A 16,521-nucleotide genomic window follows, 5' to 3' on the forward strand; every position below is an offset into this window, starting at 1 on the left:
TTCCTACCGACGAATCCCCCGCGCCAACGCTTCGGCGGCGGCCATGAAGTCTTGATCATATAGCCGGGTCGCGGTCCAGCGGTTGATCGCCGCAGCACTCGCGCGGCTGAAGAGTCCAGGATCGCTCAGCATGCGCCCGATATCCCCGGCCGTCTGAGCCTCGTCCTGGAAGATCACGCCGGTTTCCAGCGGCCGGCAGTATTCGGCCATCTGCCCGACCGGGGTGACCACGGGGACCAGGCCCAGCTGCATGGCCTCGATCACCGACATGGCCGCGCCCTCCTGGTCGCTGAGCTGCAGGAAGAAGTCGGCCTGGGCGGCGCGTTCGGCGATGGCGTCGAAGCCCAGCGGGCCGGCGAACTCGATCCGGTCGGCCATGCCCAGCGTCCTGGCCAGGGCTTCCAGTTCGCCCTGGCTGCCGGCGTCGGGCCCGATCAGGGTCAGGCGGGCGTCCGTCCGGTTGGCGGCGATGCGGGCGAAGAGGCGGATGGCCCGGTCGATCCGCTTCAGCGGCGTCAGCCGGCCCCAGTAGATGAAGGCCGGGCGCGGCTCGGCGCGAACCGGGGGGTCCGGCCGGTGCCGGACGAAAGAGATGATCCGGCCCTTGAGCAGGCCGGCCTCGCCCAGCCGTCCCTTCAGAGATTCCGGGCTGTCGGCCCAGACCTGGTCGACCAGCCGGGCGGCCAGGGCGGTCAGCCAGCGGTCGGCCAGATGCACCGGCCGGTCGGAATGCAGGAACAGCACCGTCCGGATCCCCGGCGCGGTCAGCCGGGTCATGATCAGGGCCGGGATCGACTTCCACAGCGAGAAGACCGCCACATCCGCCTTCAGCCGCCGGGCCAGGGCGCTGGCCGAAGCGCCGCGCAGGTAGTGGACATTGGCGGGCAGGTCGCCGGGCGGGCCGTCGGTCAGGGAGGCGACCTGAAGAGCCTCGCCGACCCGCGCGGCGGCGGTGCGGGCGGCGATCTCGACCCCGCCCAGCCCGTCCTCGGGAATGACATGCAGGACGCAGACCGTCAGGGGGGGTGGCATTGGGGGGGCCATCAGGTCTTGCGGCCGACGGCGCACCAGAAGGGCCGGCCTTCGGAAAACACCACATCCCTGAGGCCGGCGGCGGTCATCATCGCGGCGATCTGGGCCCGCGTGAACCGCTGCTCCAGCCGGGTGCCGAAGCGGTCCAGAGCGTCGGTGCGCATGGAATAGAAGCTGTTGTGGCGGTAGTCGGCCAGCGGCAGGTCCTCGACCGCGGCGCCCAGCTTTTCGAGCAGCCAGGCGATGCGGGCCAGCGGCCAGTAGACGGCCCCGGCGATGACCTGGCAGGCGGCGAACTTCAGGGGTCGGGGCAGGACGGCCACGGCGCGCCGCACGCCATCCGAGATCCGCCAGATCAGCCGGTACCAGCGCGGCTTATTGTCGAGCGTATAGTAGAGATAGACCAGGAAGGGCGCGCCGGGCTTGAGCTTGGCCACGCAGCTGGCGATGCCGGCGGCGGTGTCGGGAACATGGTGCAGGACCCCCAGGCTGTAGCCGAAATCCATCGAGCCGTCGGCCAGCGGGATGGCGTCCACCCCGGCATTGTGAAACCGCGCATTGGCCTGGCCGGCCAGGTTGCGGCGGGCGACGATCAGGGCGGAGGCGGCCGGGTCGATGCAGTGCAGGGTCCCGACCCGCTTTGCGACCAGGCTGGCCCAGCGGCCGCTGCCGCAGCCCAGGTCGAAGCCCTCGGCGTCGGCCGGCAGGTCCTTCCAGGGGAAGATCGCGAAATAGCGCCTGAAGATCGTGGTCTTTTCCGCGACGGACAGCGCCGACTGGTCGAACCGGCGCCACTCGGCCCCGAAGTCGTCCACCACCCCCCTATCAAGGTTGGGGGTGTCGAGGTTATCGCCCAACTTTTGGGAGTCCTGGACGATCATGCGGGGTCCTTGCGGCCGGACCCGCAGAGATGCATGAGCGGCCGGACAAGCTCAAGGCCGTATCCACCGCGGCGGCGCGCCGCTAGCATCCGGCCTGGAGGCCGCGCTTGACCCTGCAGACGATGATCGACCGCGCGGCGGTCGCCGACCTGGTCCAGACCGAGCGGGCCGCCCGCGACCAGGGCCAGTGGGACCGCATGGCCGCCTGCTTCCATCCCGACAGCCGGGTCAGCCTCTCCTGGATCGAGACCACCGGCCCCGCCTTCGTCGAGGCCTCGCGGGCCGCCTTCGCCGCCGGCGTGCGCCACCTGCACCAGATGTCGCCGACCCTGGTCAGCCTGAACGGCGACCGCGCCCTGGCCGAGACCGGCTGCGTCATCCTGCTGCCCGGCGCCGTCGGCGGCGTGGGGGTGACCGTCACCTGCCAGGCCCGGCTGTTCGCCCGGGCTGAACGCCGCGAAGACGGGGTCTGGCGCCTCGCCGGCCTGCGCCCGCACTATTTCCGCGACAGCCTCGCCGCCGATCAGCCCGGCCAGGCGCCCGTCCTCGATGAGGCCCGGCTGGCCGGCTATCGCCAGAGCTACCGCTTCCTCTCCTATCTCCTGGAGGAGACCGGCAAGACCCCGCGCCCCGATCTGGCCGGCGCGGACCGGCCGGACCTGGCCGAGGCGGCGGCGGCGGAGGAAGCGGCCTGGCTGGCGTCGCCGCATGGCGCGCGCGGCGGATGAGCGAGCGGCGCGCCATTCTGCGCGGGGCGAGCGTCTCGCTGGTCCTGCAGGTGGCCGGCCTGGGCCTGGGCTATCTGGGGACGGCCGTGCTGGTGCGGGCGATGAGGCCGGCTGAGTTCGGCGTCTACGGCTTCATGCTGTCCTTGGTGACGGTGCTGGTGTTGCCGGCCCAGTTCGGGGTGCCGACCCTGGTGATCCGCGAAACCGCCGCCGGCCGGCAAACCGGCGACTACGCCGCCGCCAAGGGCCTGCTCCTCCGCTCCAACCAGTTCGCCCTGGCCGCCGGCCTGTTGCTGGGGCTGGGGACACTGGCGCTCGCCGCCTTCCTGCCGATGCTGCGGCCCAACCTGCCGGTGCTGATCCTGGCGCTGGCGACCTTGCCGCTTCTGGCCCTGACCGCGATCCGGGGCGCAGCCCTGCGAGGGCTGGGCCAGGTCATCGCCGGCCAGTGGCCGGACGTCGCCCTCAAGCCGGCCCTGGTCCTGGTGTTCGTCGCCCTCGCCACGCCGGCGGCCGTGCCCAAGCTGACGGCCCTCTGCCTGCTGTTCGGCGTCGTCCTGCCGCCGGCGGCCATGAGCTCGACCCTGGCCATGGCCCTGAACCTGATCGCCACGGCCATCGCCTTCCTGGTCGGTCTCGTCCTGCTCTGGCGCGCCATGCCGGATGAACTCCGCCGGGCGAGCCCCCGATTCGACAGCCGCCGCTGGATCGCCAGCGCCATCCCGCTGGGCGTGGGCGGCGGCATCGCGGTGCTCAACGTGCAGATCGCCGTGCTGCTGATGGGCGCCCTGAGCCGGCCGCCAGAGGAGATCGGCATCTATCGGGTGGTCGCCCAGACGGCGATGCTGGCGGCGCTGGGCTACACGGCGGTGATCGCCACCCTGAGCCCCCGCTTCGCCGCCGCCCAGGTCGCCGGCGACCGGGCCGGCCTGCAGCGGGCCGCCAGCCTGGGCGCGGTGCTGTCCACAGCGGTCTGCCTGCCCTTCGCGCTGTTCTTCCTGGCCTTCGGCGGACCCTTCCTGGGCCTGGTCTTCCGGCCCGAGGCGGCGGTCGGCGGGCCGACCCTGGCGGTGCTGGGACTGGCCCATCTGTTCAACGCCGCCATGGGCTGCTCGGCGGCGATGCTCAACATGAGTGGCCATGAGCGCGACTTCACGATCAGTTGCGCGGTCGGCCTGGTTCTCCAGACGGTGCTGGCCCTGGCGCTGATTCCCGCCTTCGGCCTGATGGGAGCCGCCATCGCCTCGGCGGTCGGGGTGGTCGCGCCCAACCTCCTGCTCTGGCGATATGCCCACTTGCGGCTGGGCGTCGAGTCGGCCATCTGGGGGTGGGGTCGAAAAATATCCGGCCCCCCTTTATAAGTGCGACGGATTGTCAACTTTTGTGCGTTGGTCTGTCACAAGCGCCGAATATTTGGCGTTGTGGAACGAATCCACGCTGGAGCAGTTGATCGAGTGTTGCAGACGGGCCCCGCAGCTGGAATGAATTGACCCGAGCAGGGTGATCACCGGTTGCGATTGAGGGTCTCCTGGGTTAAAGGCAATGGAGCCTGTGGCGCAACGTCGCACTGGGCGTGTAATTTTGAGGGGTAGATCATGATCCGCCGTATCGCCGTGGCCGCCACCATCGGCCTCCTGCTCTCGAGCCAGGCAATGGCCGGTGAAGTCCGGTTGGCCGGGGTTCAAGGCTCGGTGCTTGTCAACCAAAACGGCCGCTTCGTGCCGGTGACGGCCTCGACCAAGCTCAAGGCCGGCGACCGCGTGATGGCCATGGATGGCAGCGCCAGCGTCACCTATGCCGACGGCTGCAAGGTTTCCGTGGGCTCCCGCTCGATGGCGACGGTCGGCGCCGCGTCTCCCTGCGCCAGCGGGTCCTCCGGCGTCGTCCGCGCCGCGGCGGCCGATGGCTACGACGACAACAAGAAGGGTTACATCTGGGACGACTCGACGGGCCTGTGGCTCTGGGTCGGCTTCGGTGTGGTGACCGTTGCTGTGGTCGGCAGCGCGCTCAGCGACGACGAAACGCCCTCCAGCCCGTGAGTTCTGCGACAGCCGCTCTGGTTTCCGGGGCGGCTGATCCTGCAACACGACAGGCGATGAATCAGGACCGTGGCGGAACCCCAGACTAGCGGCCTTTCCGCGCGACTGTTTCCTCTGTTCACATCTCTCTTCCTGCTGGTGGCGCTGCTCCTGGGCGGCGCCACTCGGCGTGAGGTGATAACCTCTGACATCGTGGCGCTCGCCGCCCTGCCGCTGCTGGCCTTCTCGGTCTGGCGCGTGCGCGGCCAGCCCATCCCCGAACTCTGGCGCGGCCCGCTCTGGCTGGTCGGCGGCCTGATCGCCGTGGGGCTGCTGCAGCTCCTGTCCCTGCCGCCGGCCCTGTGGACCCTGCTGCCGGGCCGGGGCACCATCGCCGCCGACCTGGTCGCGGCCGGGCTGACCCCGGGCTGGGCGCCGCTCTCCCTCAGCCCCCAGGCCACCCAGCACAGCCTGATCGCCCTGCTGCCCGGCATCGCCATGTTCGTGGCCGCCCTGCAGCTGTCGGCCCAAGACCGCGCCCGGCTGCTGTGGCTGCTGCTGCTGGTGGGTCTGGCCAGCGTCCTGGTCGGGGTCGTCCAGGTCGTCCAGGGCGAGCATAGCCCGCTGCGCTTCTATGAGGTGACCAACCCCAACCCGGCGGTCGGCTTCTTCGCCAATCGCAACCACATGGCCTCGCTGCTGGTCGCCCTGATGGCCGTGGCCGCGGCCCTGGCGGTCGATGCGGCGGTGACCCGGCCGCTGCCGCGCTGGCGGCTGGGCGGGGCCCTGGCCATACTGCTGGTCCTGCTGGTCGGCGACAGCCTCACCCAGTCGCGCTCCGGCCTGCTGCTGCTGGCGCCGCTCGCGGTCGGGGTGGCGGGCATGGCCTGGCGGGCGGGGCTGCACCGCAAGCTGAGCCGCACCACCCTCATCGCCGTCGGGCTGATCGCCGCCACCCTGCTGGCCCTGGCCTTCGTGGTGTTCAACGGCGCGGCCGAACGGCTGACCGGCGGCTTCTCGGACGAGCTGCGCTTCAAGGCCGTCGGGGTGATCCTGCGGGCCATGGGCGACTACATGCCCTTCGGCTCGGGCTTTGGGACCTTCGTGCCGGTCTACAAGATGTTCGAGACCCCGGCGGTCATGCAGAACACCTATGTCAACCACGCCCATGACGACTGGCTGGAAGTCATTCTCGAGGGCGGCATCCCCGTCGTCGCCCTGCTGGTCGGCTTTCTGATCTGGTGGGGCCGTTCGGGACTGGCCCTCTGGCGCAAGGCCGGCGGGCGCGACACCCTGACCCGCGGCGCCTGGCTGGTGACGCTGGTCTTGCTCGCCCACGCTTTTCTCGACTACCCCCTTCGCTCGCCGGCCATCATGTGCGTCTTCGCGCTGGCCTGCGCCATGCTGGTTCCGTCGCCCCCGACAGGGATGACGGATCCGACCTTAGCCAGGAACTGAAAGCCGTATGCTGACGCCGAAGGATGCCCGCATCTGTGTGGTGGGCCTGGGCTATGTCGGCCTGCCCCTGGCGGTGGCCTTCGCCGGCGCCTACGACACGGTCGGCTACGACCTGGACGCCGGCCGGATCGACGAACTGAAGCGCGGCCATGACCGCACCCTGGAGGTCGACGCCGCCGAGCTGGCCGCGGCCGTCCGCCTCAAGCTCAGCGCCACGCCGGCCGACCTGGCCGATCGCAATGTCTATGTGGTCACCGTCCCCACCCCCATCGACGCCAACCGCGAGCCTGACCTGGGGGCCATCTCCTCGGCCAGCCGGGCCATCGGGGCCTGGCTCAAGGCCGGCGACGTGGTGGTCTACGAATCGACCGTCTATCCGGGCTGCACCGAAGAGGTCTGCGTGCCGATTCTGGAGCAGGTCTCGGGCCTGACCTTCAACCGCGACTTCTTCTGCGGCTACAGCCCCGAGCGGGCCAATCCGGGCGACCGCCAGCATCGCCTGACCACCATCATGAAAGTGACCAGCGGCTCGACCCCGGAGGCGGCCGCCTTCGTCGACAGCCTCTACGCCGCCATCGTCCCGGCCGGCACCCACCTGGCCAGCTCCATCCGGGTGGCCGAGGCCGCCAAGGTCATCGAGAACACCCAGCGCGACCTCAACATCGCCCTGATCAACGAGGTGGCGATGATCTGCAACCGCCTGGGCATCGACACCCAGGAGGTGCTGGAGGCAGCCGGCACCAAGTGGAACTTCCTGCCCTTCCGGCCCGGCCTGGTCGGCGGCCACTGCATCGGGGTCGATCCCTACTACCTGACCCACAAGGCCCAGGCGATCGGCCACAATCCCGAGGTCATCCTGGCCGGGCGGCGGATCAATGACGGCATGGGCGGCTATGTCGCCGGCCAGGTCCGCGACCTGGCGGCCGGGGCGGGCATCGGGCCGGGGGCGCGGGTGCTGATCCTGGGCCTGGCCTTCAAGGAGAACTGCCCGGATCTGCGCAACACCCGGGTGGTCGACGTGGTCGGCGAGCTGGGCCGGATGGGTTTCGAGGTCGACCTGCACGACCCCTGGGTCGACGCGGCCGAGGCCCGGCACGAATACGGCGTCGAGCTGGTCGCCGAGCCTCACCTGGGCGCCTATGATATCGTCATCCTGGCCGTGGCGCACCGCCGCTTCCTGGATCTGGGCGCGGCTGGCGTTCGCGCCTTCGGGCGGCCTGGCGCGGTGGTCTATGACGTCAAGTCGGCCCTGCCGCGTGACGGCGTCGACGGTCGGCTGTAGAAGACCCAGCCATGAAAGTGATGGTCACCGGCGCGGCCGGCTTTATCGGCTCGGCGACGACCCTGCGCCTGCTGGCGCGGGGCGATGAGGTGGTCGGGATCGACAACCTCAACGACTACTACGATCCCGAGCTGAAGCGCGCCCGCCTGGCGCGGCAGATCGATCACCCGAACTACACCCACCTGACCGTCGACCTGGCCGACCGGGCCGGCATCGAGGCCGCCTTCGCCGAGCATAAACCCCAGCGGGTCATCAACCTGGCCGCCCAGGCCGGCGTCCGCTACGCGGCGATCAACCCGCACGCCTATGTGTCCAGCAACGTCACCGGCTTCCTGCACATCATCGAGGGCTGCCGGCACAACGGGGTCGAGCACCTGGTCTTTGCCTCGACCAGCAGCGTCTACGGGGCCAACACCACCATGCCCTTCACGGTGCATGAGAGCGCCGAGCACCCCCTGACCCTCTATGCGGCCACCAAGAAGGCCAACGAGATGATGGCGCACAGCTACGCCCACCTCTACGGCCTGCCCTGCACGGGCCTGAGGTTCTTCACGGTCTATGGCCCCTGGGGCCGGCCGGACATGGCGCTTTTCCTGTTCACCAAGGCCATACTGGCCGGCGAGCCGATCAAGGTGTTCAACCACGGCAAACACAAGCGCAGCTTCACCTATGTCGACGACATCGTCGAAGGGGTGATCCGGGTGCTGGATACGCCGCCGGCGCCGAACCCCGACTGGAACGCGGCCCAGCCCGACCCGGCCACCAGCTCGGCCCCCTATCGTCTCTTCAACATCGGCGCCGAGCAGCAGGTCGAACTGCTGCGCTATATCGAGGTGCTGGAGGACTGCCTGGGCAGGAAGGCGATCATGGAGATGCTGCCCCTGCAGCCCGGCGACGTCCCCGACACCGAGGCCGACGTCACCGACCTGGCCCAGGCGGTGGGCTACAAGCCCCAGGTCAGCGTCGAGCAGGGCGTCGCCGCCTTCGTCGACTGGTACCGGGGCTATAACGGCGTACTTTAGAGGCGCCGGAAGACCCGGCCATCGGCCCGCCGCAAAGCGGGCTTTTCTGTCGCAGGCGAAGCAGTCTAACGCTTCGGTCCTGTTCAGACCCTTTTCACCATCCGCCGGTAACCTTGATCGCTTCAGGCGCAAAAGGCCCGGGAGCAGTAACAGTGCCCTTGAGAGTATTGCAGACCGCGTCCGATCTGGTGGGAACCCTGGCCCTGGTCTCGGGCCTTGGGCTCGAGCATGTCAGCCACAAGGCCGGCGGCCCCTGGCAGATCTCGCGCATCGCCCTGCTGGTCGCCGCCATCCCGGCCATCGGCGCCATGGCCGCCCATGAGGCCACCTCATCGGCCAAGGCCACGCCGATCGCGGTCGCCGCCGCGCCGGCCAATGTCGCGCCCGCCTATCGCCTCAAGCCGGTGGTCGACGCCCCCGGCGCCCCCGCCGCCCTGCAGGCGCGGCTGGCCGAAATAGTCGAGGCCTACGGCGAGCCGGTCGGCATCGCCGTCTCCGACGTCTCGGCCGGCTGGGTGGCCCAGGTCAACGGCGACCAGCCCTTCCCGCAGCAGAGCGTTTCCAAGACCTGGGTGGCCATCGCGGTGATGGACGCGGTCGACGCCGGCCGGGTGCGGCTCGAAGACACCGTCATGCTGACCGAGGCCGACCGCAGCGTCTTCTTCCAGCCGGTCAGCGCCAACATCACGCCCGAGGGCTATCCCATCAAGATCAAGGACCTGCTGCGGCGGGCCCTGGTCACCAGCGACAACGCCGCCAACGACAAGCTGATGCGACTGGTCGGCGGGGCGGACGCCGTGCGCGAGGTCATCGAGCGCAAGGGGCTGGAGGGCATCACCGTCGGGGCCGAGGAGCGGCATCTGCAGGCCCGCATCGCCGGCATGGTCTGGAAGGACAGCTACGGCGACGGCTCCTTCAACCAGGTCCGCGCCCGCCTCAAGCCCGAGATCCGCGACATCGCCATGGCGGCCTATCTCAACAACCCGCTGGATGGCGCCACGCCCGTCGGCATCGTGCGGGCCCTCAGCGGCCTCAAGCTCGGCCAACTGCTGTCGCCGGCCTCCAGCCAGGTCATCCTCGAGGACATGGCCGACGCCCGCACCGGCCCACGCCGCCTGCGCGGCGGCCTGCCGGCCGGCTGGCATATCGCCCACAAGACCGGGACCGGCCAGGACTGGCGCGGGGCCAGCGTCGGCATCAACGACATCGCCCTGATCACCGCCCCCGACGGCCACGTCTATTCGGTGGCGGTGATGATCCGCCGCACGCGCCAGCCGGTGCCCTCGCGCCTGGAGATGATGCAGTCGGTCACCCGGGCGGTGGTCAACACCTGGGCGACCGCCAAGACCCGGTCCGCCTAGCCCTCCACCGCCCGCAGCACGATCTCGACCCGCCGGTTGGCGGCGCGGCCTTCGATGGTGGCGTTGCTGGCGATCGGCTCGCGCTCGCCCTCGCCGATGACGTTCATCCGCACCGGCATGGCCTGGCCGCGGGCCAGATAGTCGGCCACCGCGTCGGCCCGCCGCTCGGACAGCACCTGGTTGTAGGCGTCCGAGCCGATCGAATCGGTGTGGCCGCTGATATCGACGAAGGTGGCCGGATAGTCGTTCAGGATCCGCACCACCGCGTTCAGCACCGGCACGAAGCGCGGCCGGATGCCGGCCTTGTTGAAGGCGAAGGTCACGTCGCCCGGCATCTCCAGGATGATGGCCTGGCCCTCGCGGCGGATGTTGACGCCCGTGCCGACCAGTTCGCCCTGCAGCACCTCGTACTGGCGGTCCATGTAGATCTCGGTCTGGCCAACCGGCACGGGCGTGACCCCGGCGGCGACGATGGCCCGCTGGCGGCGCACGTCGACCGTCGCCGGGACGCTGACCGGAGCGGTGACGCGAGGGACCCGCACACGCGGCGTACGGACGCTGGGCGCATAGACCTGGCCGCCGACCGTGCCGGAGACGCCGCCGGTGACCGGCCCGGTGATCCCGCCCGTCACCCCGCCGACCACCCCGCCGCCGCCCAGGATCTGGGCCTGGCCGAGGCTGGCGCAGAAGAGGCCGCCGATCAGGGCGGTAGTGGAGAGAATGCTGCTGCGACGCATGACGCTGGTTCCTTCGAGAATGCCCTCGAAGGAACCAACGACTCACGGGCGGGGAATCATCCTCTCAGTCGAGGGCGGCTTCTTCGTGCGGAGAAGCGTCGATATCCTCGCGGTCCGCCAGCAGCACCGTCACCCCCAGGTCGCCGGTGACGTTGCCGACGGTGCGGAAGATGTCGGGCAGCACCTCGACGGCCAGGAAGATGCCCAGCAGCTCGACCGGCACGCCCAGCGCCAGGCAGATCGGGCCGACACTGGCCATGAAGCTGACCTGGCCGGGCAGGCCGACCGAGCCCACCGCCACGGCCAGGGCCACCAGGGCGGCGGCGGCCATCTGGCCGAGGCTCGGATGGACGCCGTAGAGATTGATCAGGAAGAACACCACGGCCAGGTTGGCCACCGGGCTGGTCAGCCGGAAGATGGCCACCGCCAGGGGCAGGATCAGATCGGCCACCCGCTTGGAGACGCCCAGCGGCCCGCGCGCCTGGTCCAGCATGGCCGGCAGGCAGGCCAGCGAGGACTGGGTCGAGACCGCCAGGGCCTGGACCGGGGCGACGGCGGCGATGAAGCGGCCCAGCATGTAGGGCTTGAAGACCGCGATCAGGACGTAGGGGACCAGGGTGATGCCCAGCTGCACCAGGATCACCACGGCCACATAGTGGAAGATGGTCGTGGCCGCCGCGACCCCGGCCTCCAGGCCGACGCCGAGCGACAGGCCGAACACCCCGATCGGGGCCGCCAGCAGCACCCAGTGGACGATGACGACCATGGCCTCGCCCATGGCCTGGAAGAGGTTGAACAACGGGCCGCGCGAGTCCGGTTTCAGCCGGGTGATGGCGAAGCCCAGGAAGCCGGCGAAGATCACCAGCGGCAGGATGGCGTCCTCGGCCGCGGCCTTGATCGGATTGCCGGGCGAGATCGAGGCCAGGAACTGGGTGATGTCGGCTCCGGCCACCTGGCCCACGGGGGCGGCGGTCGGCAGGGACGCCTTGAGCGCCGCGAAGCTGTCCGGATTGACCGGCCACAGGGCCATGATCCCGCTGGTGGCGGCCATGCTGTAGACCGCCCCGGCCAGGATCAGCACCGTGAACAGCACCACGGCCCGGAAGGCCAGCCGGCCGGTGGCCGCCGCGTCGGACATACCCGCCACCCCGGTGACCAGCAGCGAGAAGACCAGCGGCACGATGGTCATCTTCAGGGCGTTCAGCCACAGCCCGCCGATCGCCTTGCCGACCAGGGCCGCCTCGGTCAGCGCCGGATTGCCGAGGTATTTGACCCAGGCCCCCAGGGCCAGGCCCAGCGCCAGGGCGGCCAGCACGCGGCTGGTCGGGGATCGGAACATGGGGCGGCCTCGCTGCGGTTGCGCGGTCACCCTAGCAACTCCTTCTCAGGAGGGTAGGGCTGTCGAACATGAAGCGGTGAGGCTCTGCTCTCTCCTCACCCGTAGGGGGAGGTGTCGCGGAGCGACGGAGGGGGGAGCGCCACCCGCACATCCTCTTCAGGCACGCCCCCAACCCTGGCTCAGTCAGTCCGGAATCGAAGTGCCGCGTGACGGCCCCCCTCCGGCCCTCCGGGCCACCTCCCCCTACGGGTGAGGAGAGAGCAGAGCAAACCGGCTGCTGTTTGCGAAACCTACGCCGTCGGCGGCGGATTCTTCTGCATCGCCCCGGTCATCGGGATGAAGAACACCCCCACGTCCCGGCGGCTGTGGACCTTGCCCTCGGCGTCCTTGGTGTAGACGTAGAGCACCTGGCCGCGCCGGAAGGGCTGGCCGATGGGGATCAGCAGGCGGCCGCCGGGCTTGAGCTGGCGGAACAGTTCCGGCGGGGCGTACTGGGCCACGCAGGTGACGATGATGATGTCGAAGCCTTCCTTGACCTCCGGCCAGCCGAAATAGCCGTCGCCGACCCGGCCCTGGATGTTGTCATAGCCCAGCGGCTTCCAGATCTGGTCCACCGCCCGGCCGATCGGCTCGATGATCTCGATGGAATAGCTCTGGCTGGCCATGCGCGAGAGCAGCGAGCTCTGGAAGCCGCTGCCGGTGCCGATCTCCAGGGTGGTCTCGCCGGGCTTGGGGGCGGCCAGCTGGGTCATGTAGGCCTGGCCCAGATAGTCGCTGAGCACCGAGCCGAAACCCAGCGGCCAGGGCTTGGCGTTGGCCTCGTAGGCCAGGGCGGCCTGCGACTGCTTCTGGGCGTAGGCGTAGTGATAATATTCGCGTGGAATGGCCTGGAAGGCCGCCATCACCCCCGGGTCGGCCGCGCCGAAATGGGCGGTCAGGTAGCGCTCGATGGTGGCCAGGGCGGCCGGCTTGCGGGCCTGGATGGCGTCGAACACCGCCTGGCTGATCTGAGTGGGCCGGCCCGAGGCGGCCATGGCGGCCTCGAAGGCGTCCTTGGTCCAGTTCGGGTTGGGGGTGAAGGCCGGAGCGGGCGCGCCGGGAGTCGGAGCCGCTGCAGGAGCCGTGGCCGGCGCCTTGCCGGCCGCCGAGACCACGTCCTTGGACGCCGCCTGTTGCTGTCCGCCCGTCAGCCGGTCGCAGGCCGCCAGTCCCCCAGCCGCCGCCAGAGCGCCGCCGGTCGCGACGAGTCCGCGTCGGGTAATCATGCCGCCATCCTCTCAACTGGATCTTCGTTCCGCGCCCGGGCCGTCCGCTTCAGCGCGGGCAGGGCCAGGGCGGCGATGAGGTAGAGCCCGGCCGCCCCGATCAGCAGCCAGGAGAAGCCCGCCTCGCGGGCGATGAGGTTGGCCAGGGGCGTGGCGACCACGCTGAAGGCTCCGTTCAGTCCCCAGGCCCAGGGCAGGGCCGGGCTGTCGCCGACCCGGCTCAGGCCCATGGGGAAGGGCAGGCCCAGGGCCAGCGAGGGCGGGGCCGCGACCAGCAGCACCAGCAGGGCGCGGGTGGCGAAGGGCAGGTCCAGGCTGTCCATGAGCAGGGTCTGGCCGAACCGCCAGGCCGCGAAGCACCAGGCCGCGACCAGCACGGCCGCCAGGACCGTGGCCAGCTTGGGCCAGCGGGTCAGCATCCCGGCGATCATGCTGCCCAGGCCCGAGAAGATCAGCATGCCGGTCAGCACCAGGGCGAAGGCGCTGGTGCGGTCGTTGAGGAAGAAGCTGGCCTTCTCGATCAGGAAGATCTCGATGAACAGGAAGCCCAGGCCCAGGGCCGGAAAATAGACGACGGGCCAGACCCGGCCGGTCCCCTTTTCGGGGCGAACCTGGCGTGGGGCGAACAGCGGGACGGCCAGCACCAGCAGGGCGATCAGGATGGCCTGGGCCAGCACGGCCAGGTTCACCAGGGCGCCGATCTCGGCCTGGGGCAGAATCTCGATCCGGCGGATCAGGGTGTCGACATGGTCCAGCTTCAGCACCGCATGGAAGGCCGGGCGGTCCAGGGTGACGGGGCTGAGGTTGAAGGCGGAACCGCTGGGCACGGCCTCGCCGCGCAGCACGGCGGCCGCCTCGTCGGCGATGGCGTCGTCGGGGCCCTGGCTGACGATCTCGCCGCTATCGAAGCTGACCTGGGGCAGGTCGTTGTAGAGGCTGGAGCGCAGGGCCACGACATCGATGCCGGGATAGTAGCTCATGTCGAAGCTGCGCTGGTCGCAGAAGGTCTTCAGCGCCGCCAGCCGCGCCGGATCCCAGGGCGACTTCGACAGCAGGATCCGCACGCTCCAGGCCGAGCGGTAGACCACCACATGGGCGGAAGGATCGGCGGCGCCGGACTGTTTCAGCCCCTCGCGCACCGTGGCCAGCATGCGCAGGGCGTAGACCGGGAAGTCGCGGATCGAGATCGGGATGGAGACGATGCCGTCTTCCTTCAGGGCGCGAAGGTCGGCGGCGATGGTCTCGGCGGCGAAGGCGGTCTCGTTGGCGGGCCCCGCGTCCATGAAGTCGGGGGCGATGTCGATGATGTCGTAGCGGCCGGTGCGGGCGGCGGCGACCGGGCCGATGTTGAGGATCGACACCCGCTCGTCGGGAGCCAGGCGGCTGGCCCGGTCCAGGCCATCGATCATGGCCCGGCGGATCACCGGCTCGGGCTCGACCACATCGACATGGGCGGCCCCCAGGGCCAGGGCCTCGGCGGCGCGGTAGCCGCCCGAGGCGCCGATCAGCAGGCCCCGGGCATTGGGCTTCATCAGCCAGGGCGCGGCCGACATGGCGGCGGGGGCGTAGCGGGCGTCGAGGTCCCCGGGCCTGGCGATGGCCGAGATGCGGTTGCCGTCGCGATAGAGGCCGAAGGTCTTGGGCGGCCCGGCCAGGCCCATCAGGCCGGCGTTGTTGGAAACATCGGTGTCGACCCGCTCGGTGAAGTCATCCAGCAGCTGGTAGTAGCCGCGCGGCGACCTGACCGTATCCAGCACCTGGGCGCCCGGGGTCTGGCTGGGGGCGTAGACGGCCTTGAACTGGTTGACCACAGGGGGGTTGCCGAAGGTCAGCCAGGACTCGCCGACCAGGATCGCCGCCAGGGCCAGGAGGATGCCCAGCCAGCGCTTCTCACCGCTCTGGAACACCGCCGCCAGGGCCAGGAGGGCGATCAGGATGGGGACGAGGTAGTAGGGATGGACCAGGAACATCAGGCCCAGCGCCAGGGCCGCCCCCGCCCCGGCCCCCAGCAGGTCGTAGCCATACACTCGCCCAATCTGACTGGCGTTCATCACGAAGGTCAGGGAGATGTAGAGGCCGGTCAGGAAATAGAAGGGCAGCAGCCAGGCGTAGTAGAGGGCGATGTTGCCCAGCTGCGGGAGCCAGGTGGCGGGGTTCTGCAGCTCCAGCGGATTGAACGGGTTCTGGGTGGTCAGGTAGTAGCCGCCCGCCGCCGCCAGGGTCATCAGGGCCGGCAGGATGGCTCTCAAGGTCGGGCCGATCCGGGCCAGCGGGTCGCGCAGCAGCGCCATGACCACGCCGCTCAGGGCGAACCCGACCATGACGATGGAGATGACCCAGTAGCCATACTCCGACCATTTCGCGACGGCGAAATAGCGGGTGAGGGCGCTCTCGAAGCCGACGGCCCCGGCCGAGACCAGGAAGAGGGGGATGAGGCTGTTGCGGGCTTCACGCTTCATGGCCAGACCTTCCGGCCGATGAAGTCGGTCAGCACGGCGTTGAACCGCTGCGGCTCGTCGACGAAGAGGGCGTGGCCGGCGGTCTCGAACAGCACGCTCTCGGCGTCGGCGTGGCGGGCCAGCAGGTTGGCCGCCTGGCCCTGCCAGCGGGGACGGATCACGTAGAGGACCGGCTTTTTGGTCGAATAGACCGCGTCGCGCCAGTAGCTGCGCGGCTTGGCGTAGGCGAGCAGGGCGCGGGCCTGGGGTTCGGGCAGCTGCAGCGAGGCGCGGGTCAGGCGCTCGAGATAGTCGGGGCTCTGCTGGCGGTGGAACATGCCCTTCACGAAGGCCGCCCGGGCCTCTTCGCGCGGCGGCTTGGGCGCCTTGGGGCGCGGGCGGGGCGGGCCGGGGATGGGCGGCGGGTTCTCGCCGATGCTGTTGTCGACCAGAACCAGCCCGGCGATCCGCGCATCGCCGCACTGGGCGACATAGGAGAGGGCGTCCAGCACGCCCAGCGACCAGCCGACCAGCAGCACGGGCTGGCCGCCCTGGGTTTCGATCAGGTCCTCGAGGTCGCGGCCGCGGCGGTCGGGTTCATAGCCGGCGGCGGCGATCTGCGACTGCCCCTGGCCGCGGGGGTCGAAGGCGATGACGTGGTAGCGGGCTGACAGGGCGTCGATCTGCGGCTGCCAGATCCAGGCCGGCATGGTCCAGCCGGGGACGAAGACGATGGTGTTGGCGGTCGCCGGGCCGGCTTCCAGATAGTGCAGGCGGGTCCCGTCGCTGGCGGTGAAGAACCGGCTTTGGGCCGCATCGGCCGCGCTGGCCAGCAGACAGCCGAACACGAGAGCGGCGACAGCCAGCCCCGCGGTCACGCGCGCTCTCAACTCGGCCACGGCCCCCATGTCCCCATTTGATCGACTGCGTGGCCGACCGTCGATATTTTTCACCTCAGAG

The 16,521-nt window shown here is 70.1% G+C and carries 14 protein-coding genes; 7 read left to right on the forward strand and 7 right to left on the reverse strand.

Annotated elements, in window-relative coordinates:
• Nucleotides 1-3: 3 nt before the first annotated feature.
• Both QO010_RS13540 and QO010_RS13545 read right to left on the reverse strand, forming a co-directional pair.
• Entirely contained in the window at nucleotides 4-1,032 is a 1,029-nt protein-coding gene (locus QO010_RS13540; protein ID WP_307349938.1) for a glycosyltransferase family 4 protein, read from the reverse strand.
• Between the two features lie 11 nt (nucleotides 1,033-1,043).
• Nucleotides 1,044-1,913 (reverse strand): class I SAM-dependent methyltransferase, encoded by an 870-nt coding sequence (locus tag QO010_RS13545; protein ID WP_307349940.1) that lies wholly within the window; start codon nucleotides 1,911-1,913, stop codon nucleotides 1,044-1,046.
• A 107-nt stretch (nucleotides 1,914-2,020) separates the two neighbouring features.
• Here QO010_RS13545 and QO010_RS13550 point away from each other — a divergent pair, with 107 nt between their 5' ends.
• From QO010_RS13550 to QO010_RS13580, 7 genes are all read left to right on the forward strand, one after another.
• Nucleotides 2,021-2,641: a nuclear transport factor 2 family protein gene (locus QO010_RS13550; RefSeq protein WP_307349942.1), complete on the forward strand. Its 621-nt coding sequence runs from the start codon at nucleotides 2,021-2,023 to the stop codon at nucleotides 2,639-2,641.
• A complete protein-coding gene (locus tag QO010_RS13555) occupies nucleotides 2,638-4,002 on the forward strand; it encodes an oligosaccharide flippase family protein (RefSeq protein WP_307349943.1) in 1,365 nt (454 codons plus the stop codon). Before QO010_RS13550 ends, QO010_RS13555 begins: the two co-directional genes overlap by 4 nt.
• 234 nt (nucleotides 4,003-4,236) lie before the next feature.
• On the forward strand, nucleotides 4,237-4,680 hold the full coding sequence (locus QO010_RS13560; RefSeq protein WP_307349945.1) for a hypothetical protein: 444 nt from the start codon (nucleotides 4,237-4,239) through the stop codon (nucleotides 4,678-4,680).
• A gap of 192 nt (nucleotides 4,681-4,872) precedes the next feature.
• On the forward strand, nucleotides 4,873-6,117 hold the full coding sequence (locus QO010_RS13565; RefSeq protein WP_307349946.1) for an O-antigen ligase family protein: 1,245 nt from the start codon (nucleotides 4,873-4,875) through the stop codon (nucleotides 6,115-6,117).
• A 7-nt stretch (nucleotides 6,118-6,124) separates the two neighbouring features.
• A complete protein-coding gene (locus QO010_RS13570) occupies nucleotides 6,125-7,399 on the forward strand; it encodes a nucleotide sugar dehydrogenase (protein ID WP_307349947.1) in 1,275 nt (424 codons plus the stop codon).
• Between the two features lie 11 nt (nucleotides 7,400-7,410).
• A complete protein-coding gene (locus tag QO010_RS13575) occupies nucleotides 7,411-8,421 on the forward strand; it encodes an NAD-dependent epimerase (RefSeq protein WP_307349950.1) in 1,011 nt (336 codons plus the stop codon).
• A gap of 158 nt (nucleotides 8,422-8,579) precedes the next feature.
• Entirely contained in the window at nucleotides 8,580-9,782 is a 1,203-nt protein-coding gene (locus QO010_RS13580; protein ID WP_307349952.1) for a serine hydrolase, read from the forward strand.
• On the opposite strand, the gene QO010_RS13585 is transcribed toward QO010_RS13580, so the two are convergent.
• From QO010_RS13585 to QO010_RS13605, 5 genes are all read right to left on the reverse strand, one after another.
• Nucleotides 9,779-10,519, reverse strand: a complete 741-nt coding sequence (locus tag QO010_RS13585) for an OmpA family protein (RefSeq protein WP_307349954.1) — start codon at nucleotides 10,517-10,519, stop codon at nucleotides 9,779-9,781. The genes QO010_RS13580 and QO010_RS13585 overlap by 4 nt on opposite strands.
• A gap of 64 nt (nucleotides 10,520-10,583) precedes the next feature.
• Complete coding sequence (locus QO010_RS13590) at nucleotides 10,584-11,858, reverse strand: dicarboxylate/amino acid:cation symporter (RefSeq protein WP_307349956.1); 1,275 nt, start codon at nucleotides 11,856-11,858, stop codon at nucleotides 10,584-10,586.
• A gap of 290 nt (nucleotides 11,859-12,148) precedes the next feature.
• Entirely contained in the window at nucleotides 12,149-13,123 is a 975-nt protein-coding gene (locus QO010_RS13595) for a protein-L-isoaspartate O-methyltransferase family protein (protein WP_307349957.1), read from the reverse strand.
• Nucleotides 13,120-15,582 carry a hypothetical protein gene (locus QO010_RS13600; protein ID WP_307349959.1) on the reverse strand — a complete coding sequence of 821 codons (2,463 nt, stop codon included), beginning with the start codon at nucleotides 15,580-15,582 and terminating at the stop codon, nucleotides 13,120-13,122. The genes QO010_RS13595 and QO010_RS13600 overlap by 4 nt, the downstream gene beginning before the upstream one ends.
• Complete coding sequence (locus QO010_RS13605) at nucleotides 15,579-16,439, reverse strand: alpha/beta fold hydrolase (protein ID WP_307349960.1); 861 nt, start codon at nucleotides 16,437-16,439, stop codon at nucleotides 15,579-15,581. The genes QO010_RS13600 and QO010_RS13605 overlap by 4 nt, the downstream gene beginning before the upstream one ends.
• Between the last annotated feature and the right edge of the window lie 82 nt (nucleotides 16,440-16,521).

The sequence above is a fragment of the Caulobacter ginsengisoli genome, assembly GCF_030814835.1.
GTDB lineage: Bacteria > Pseudomonadota > Alphaproteobacteria > Caulobacterales > Caulobacteraceae > Caulobacter > Caulobacter ginsengisoli.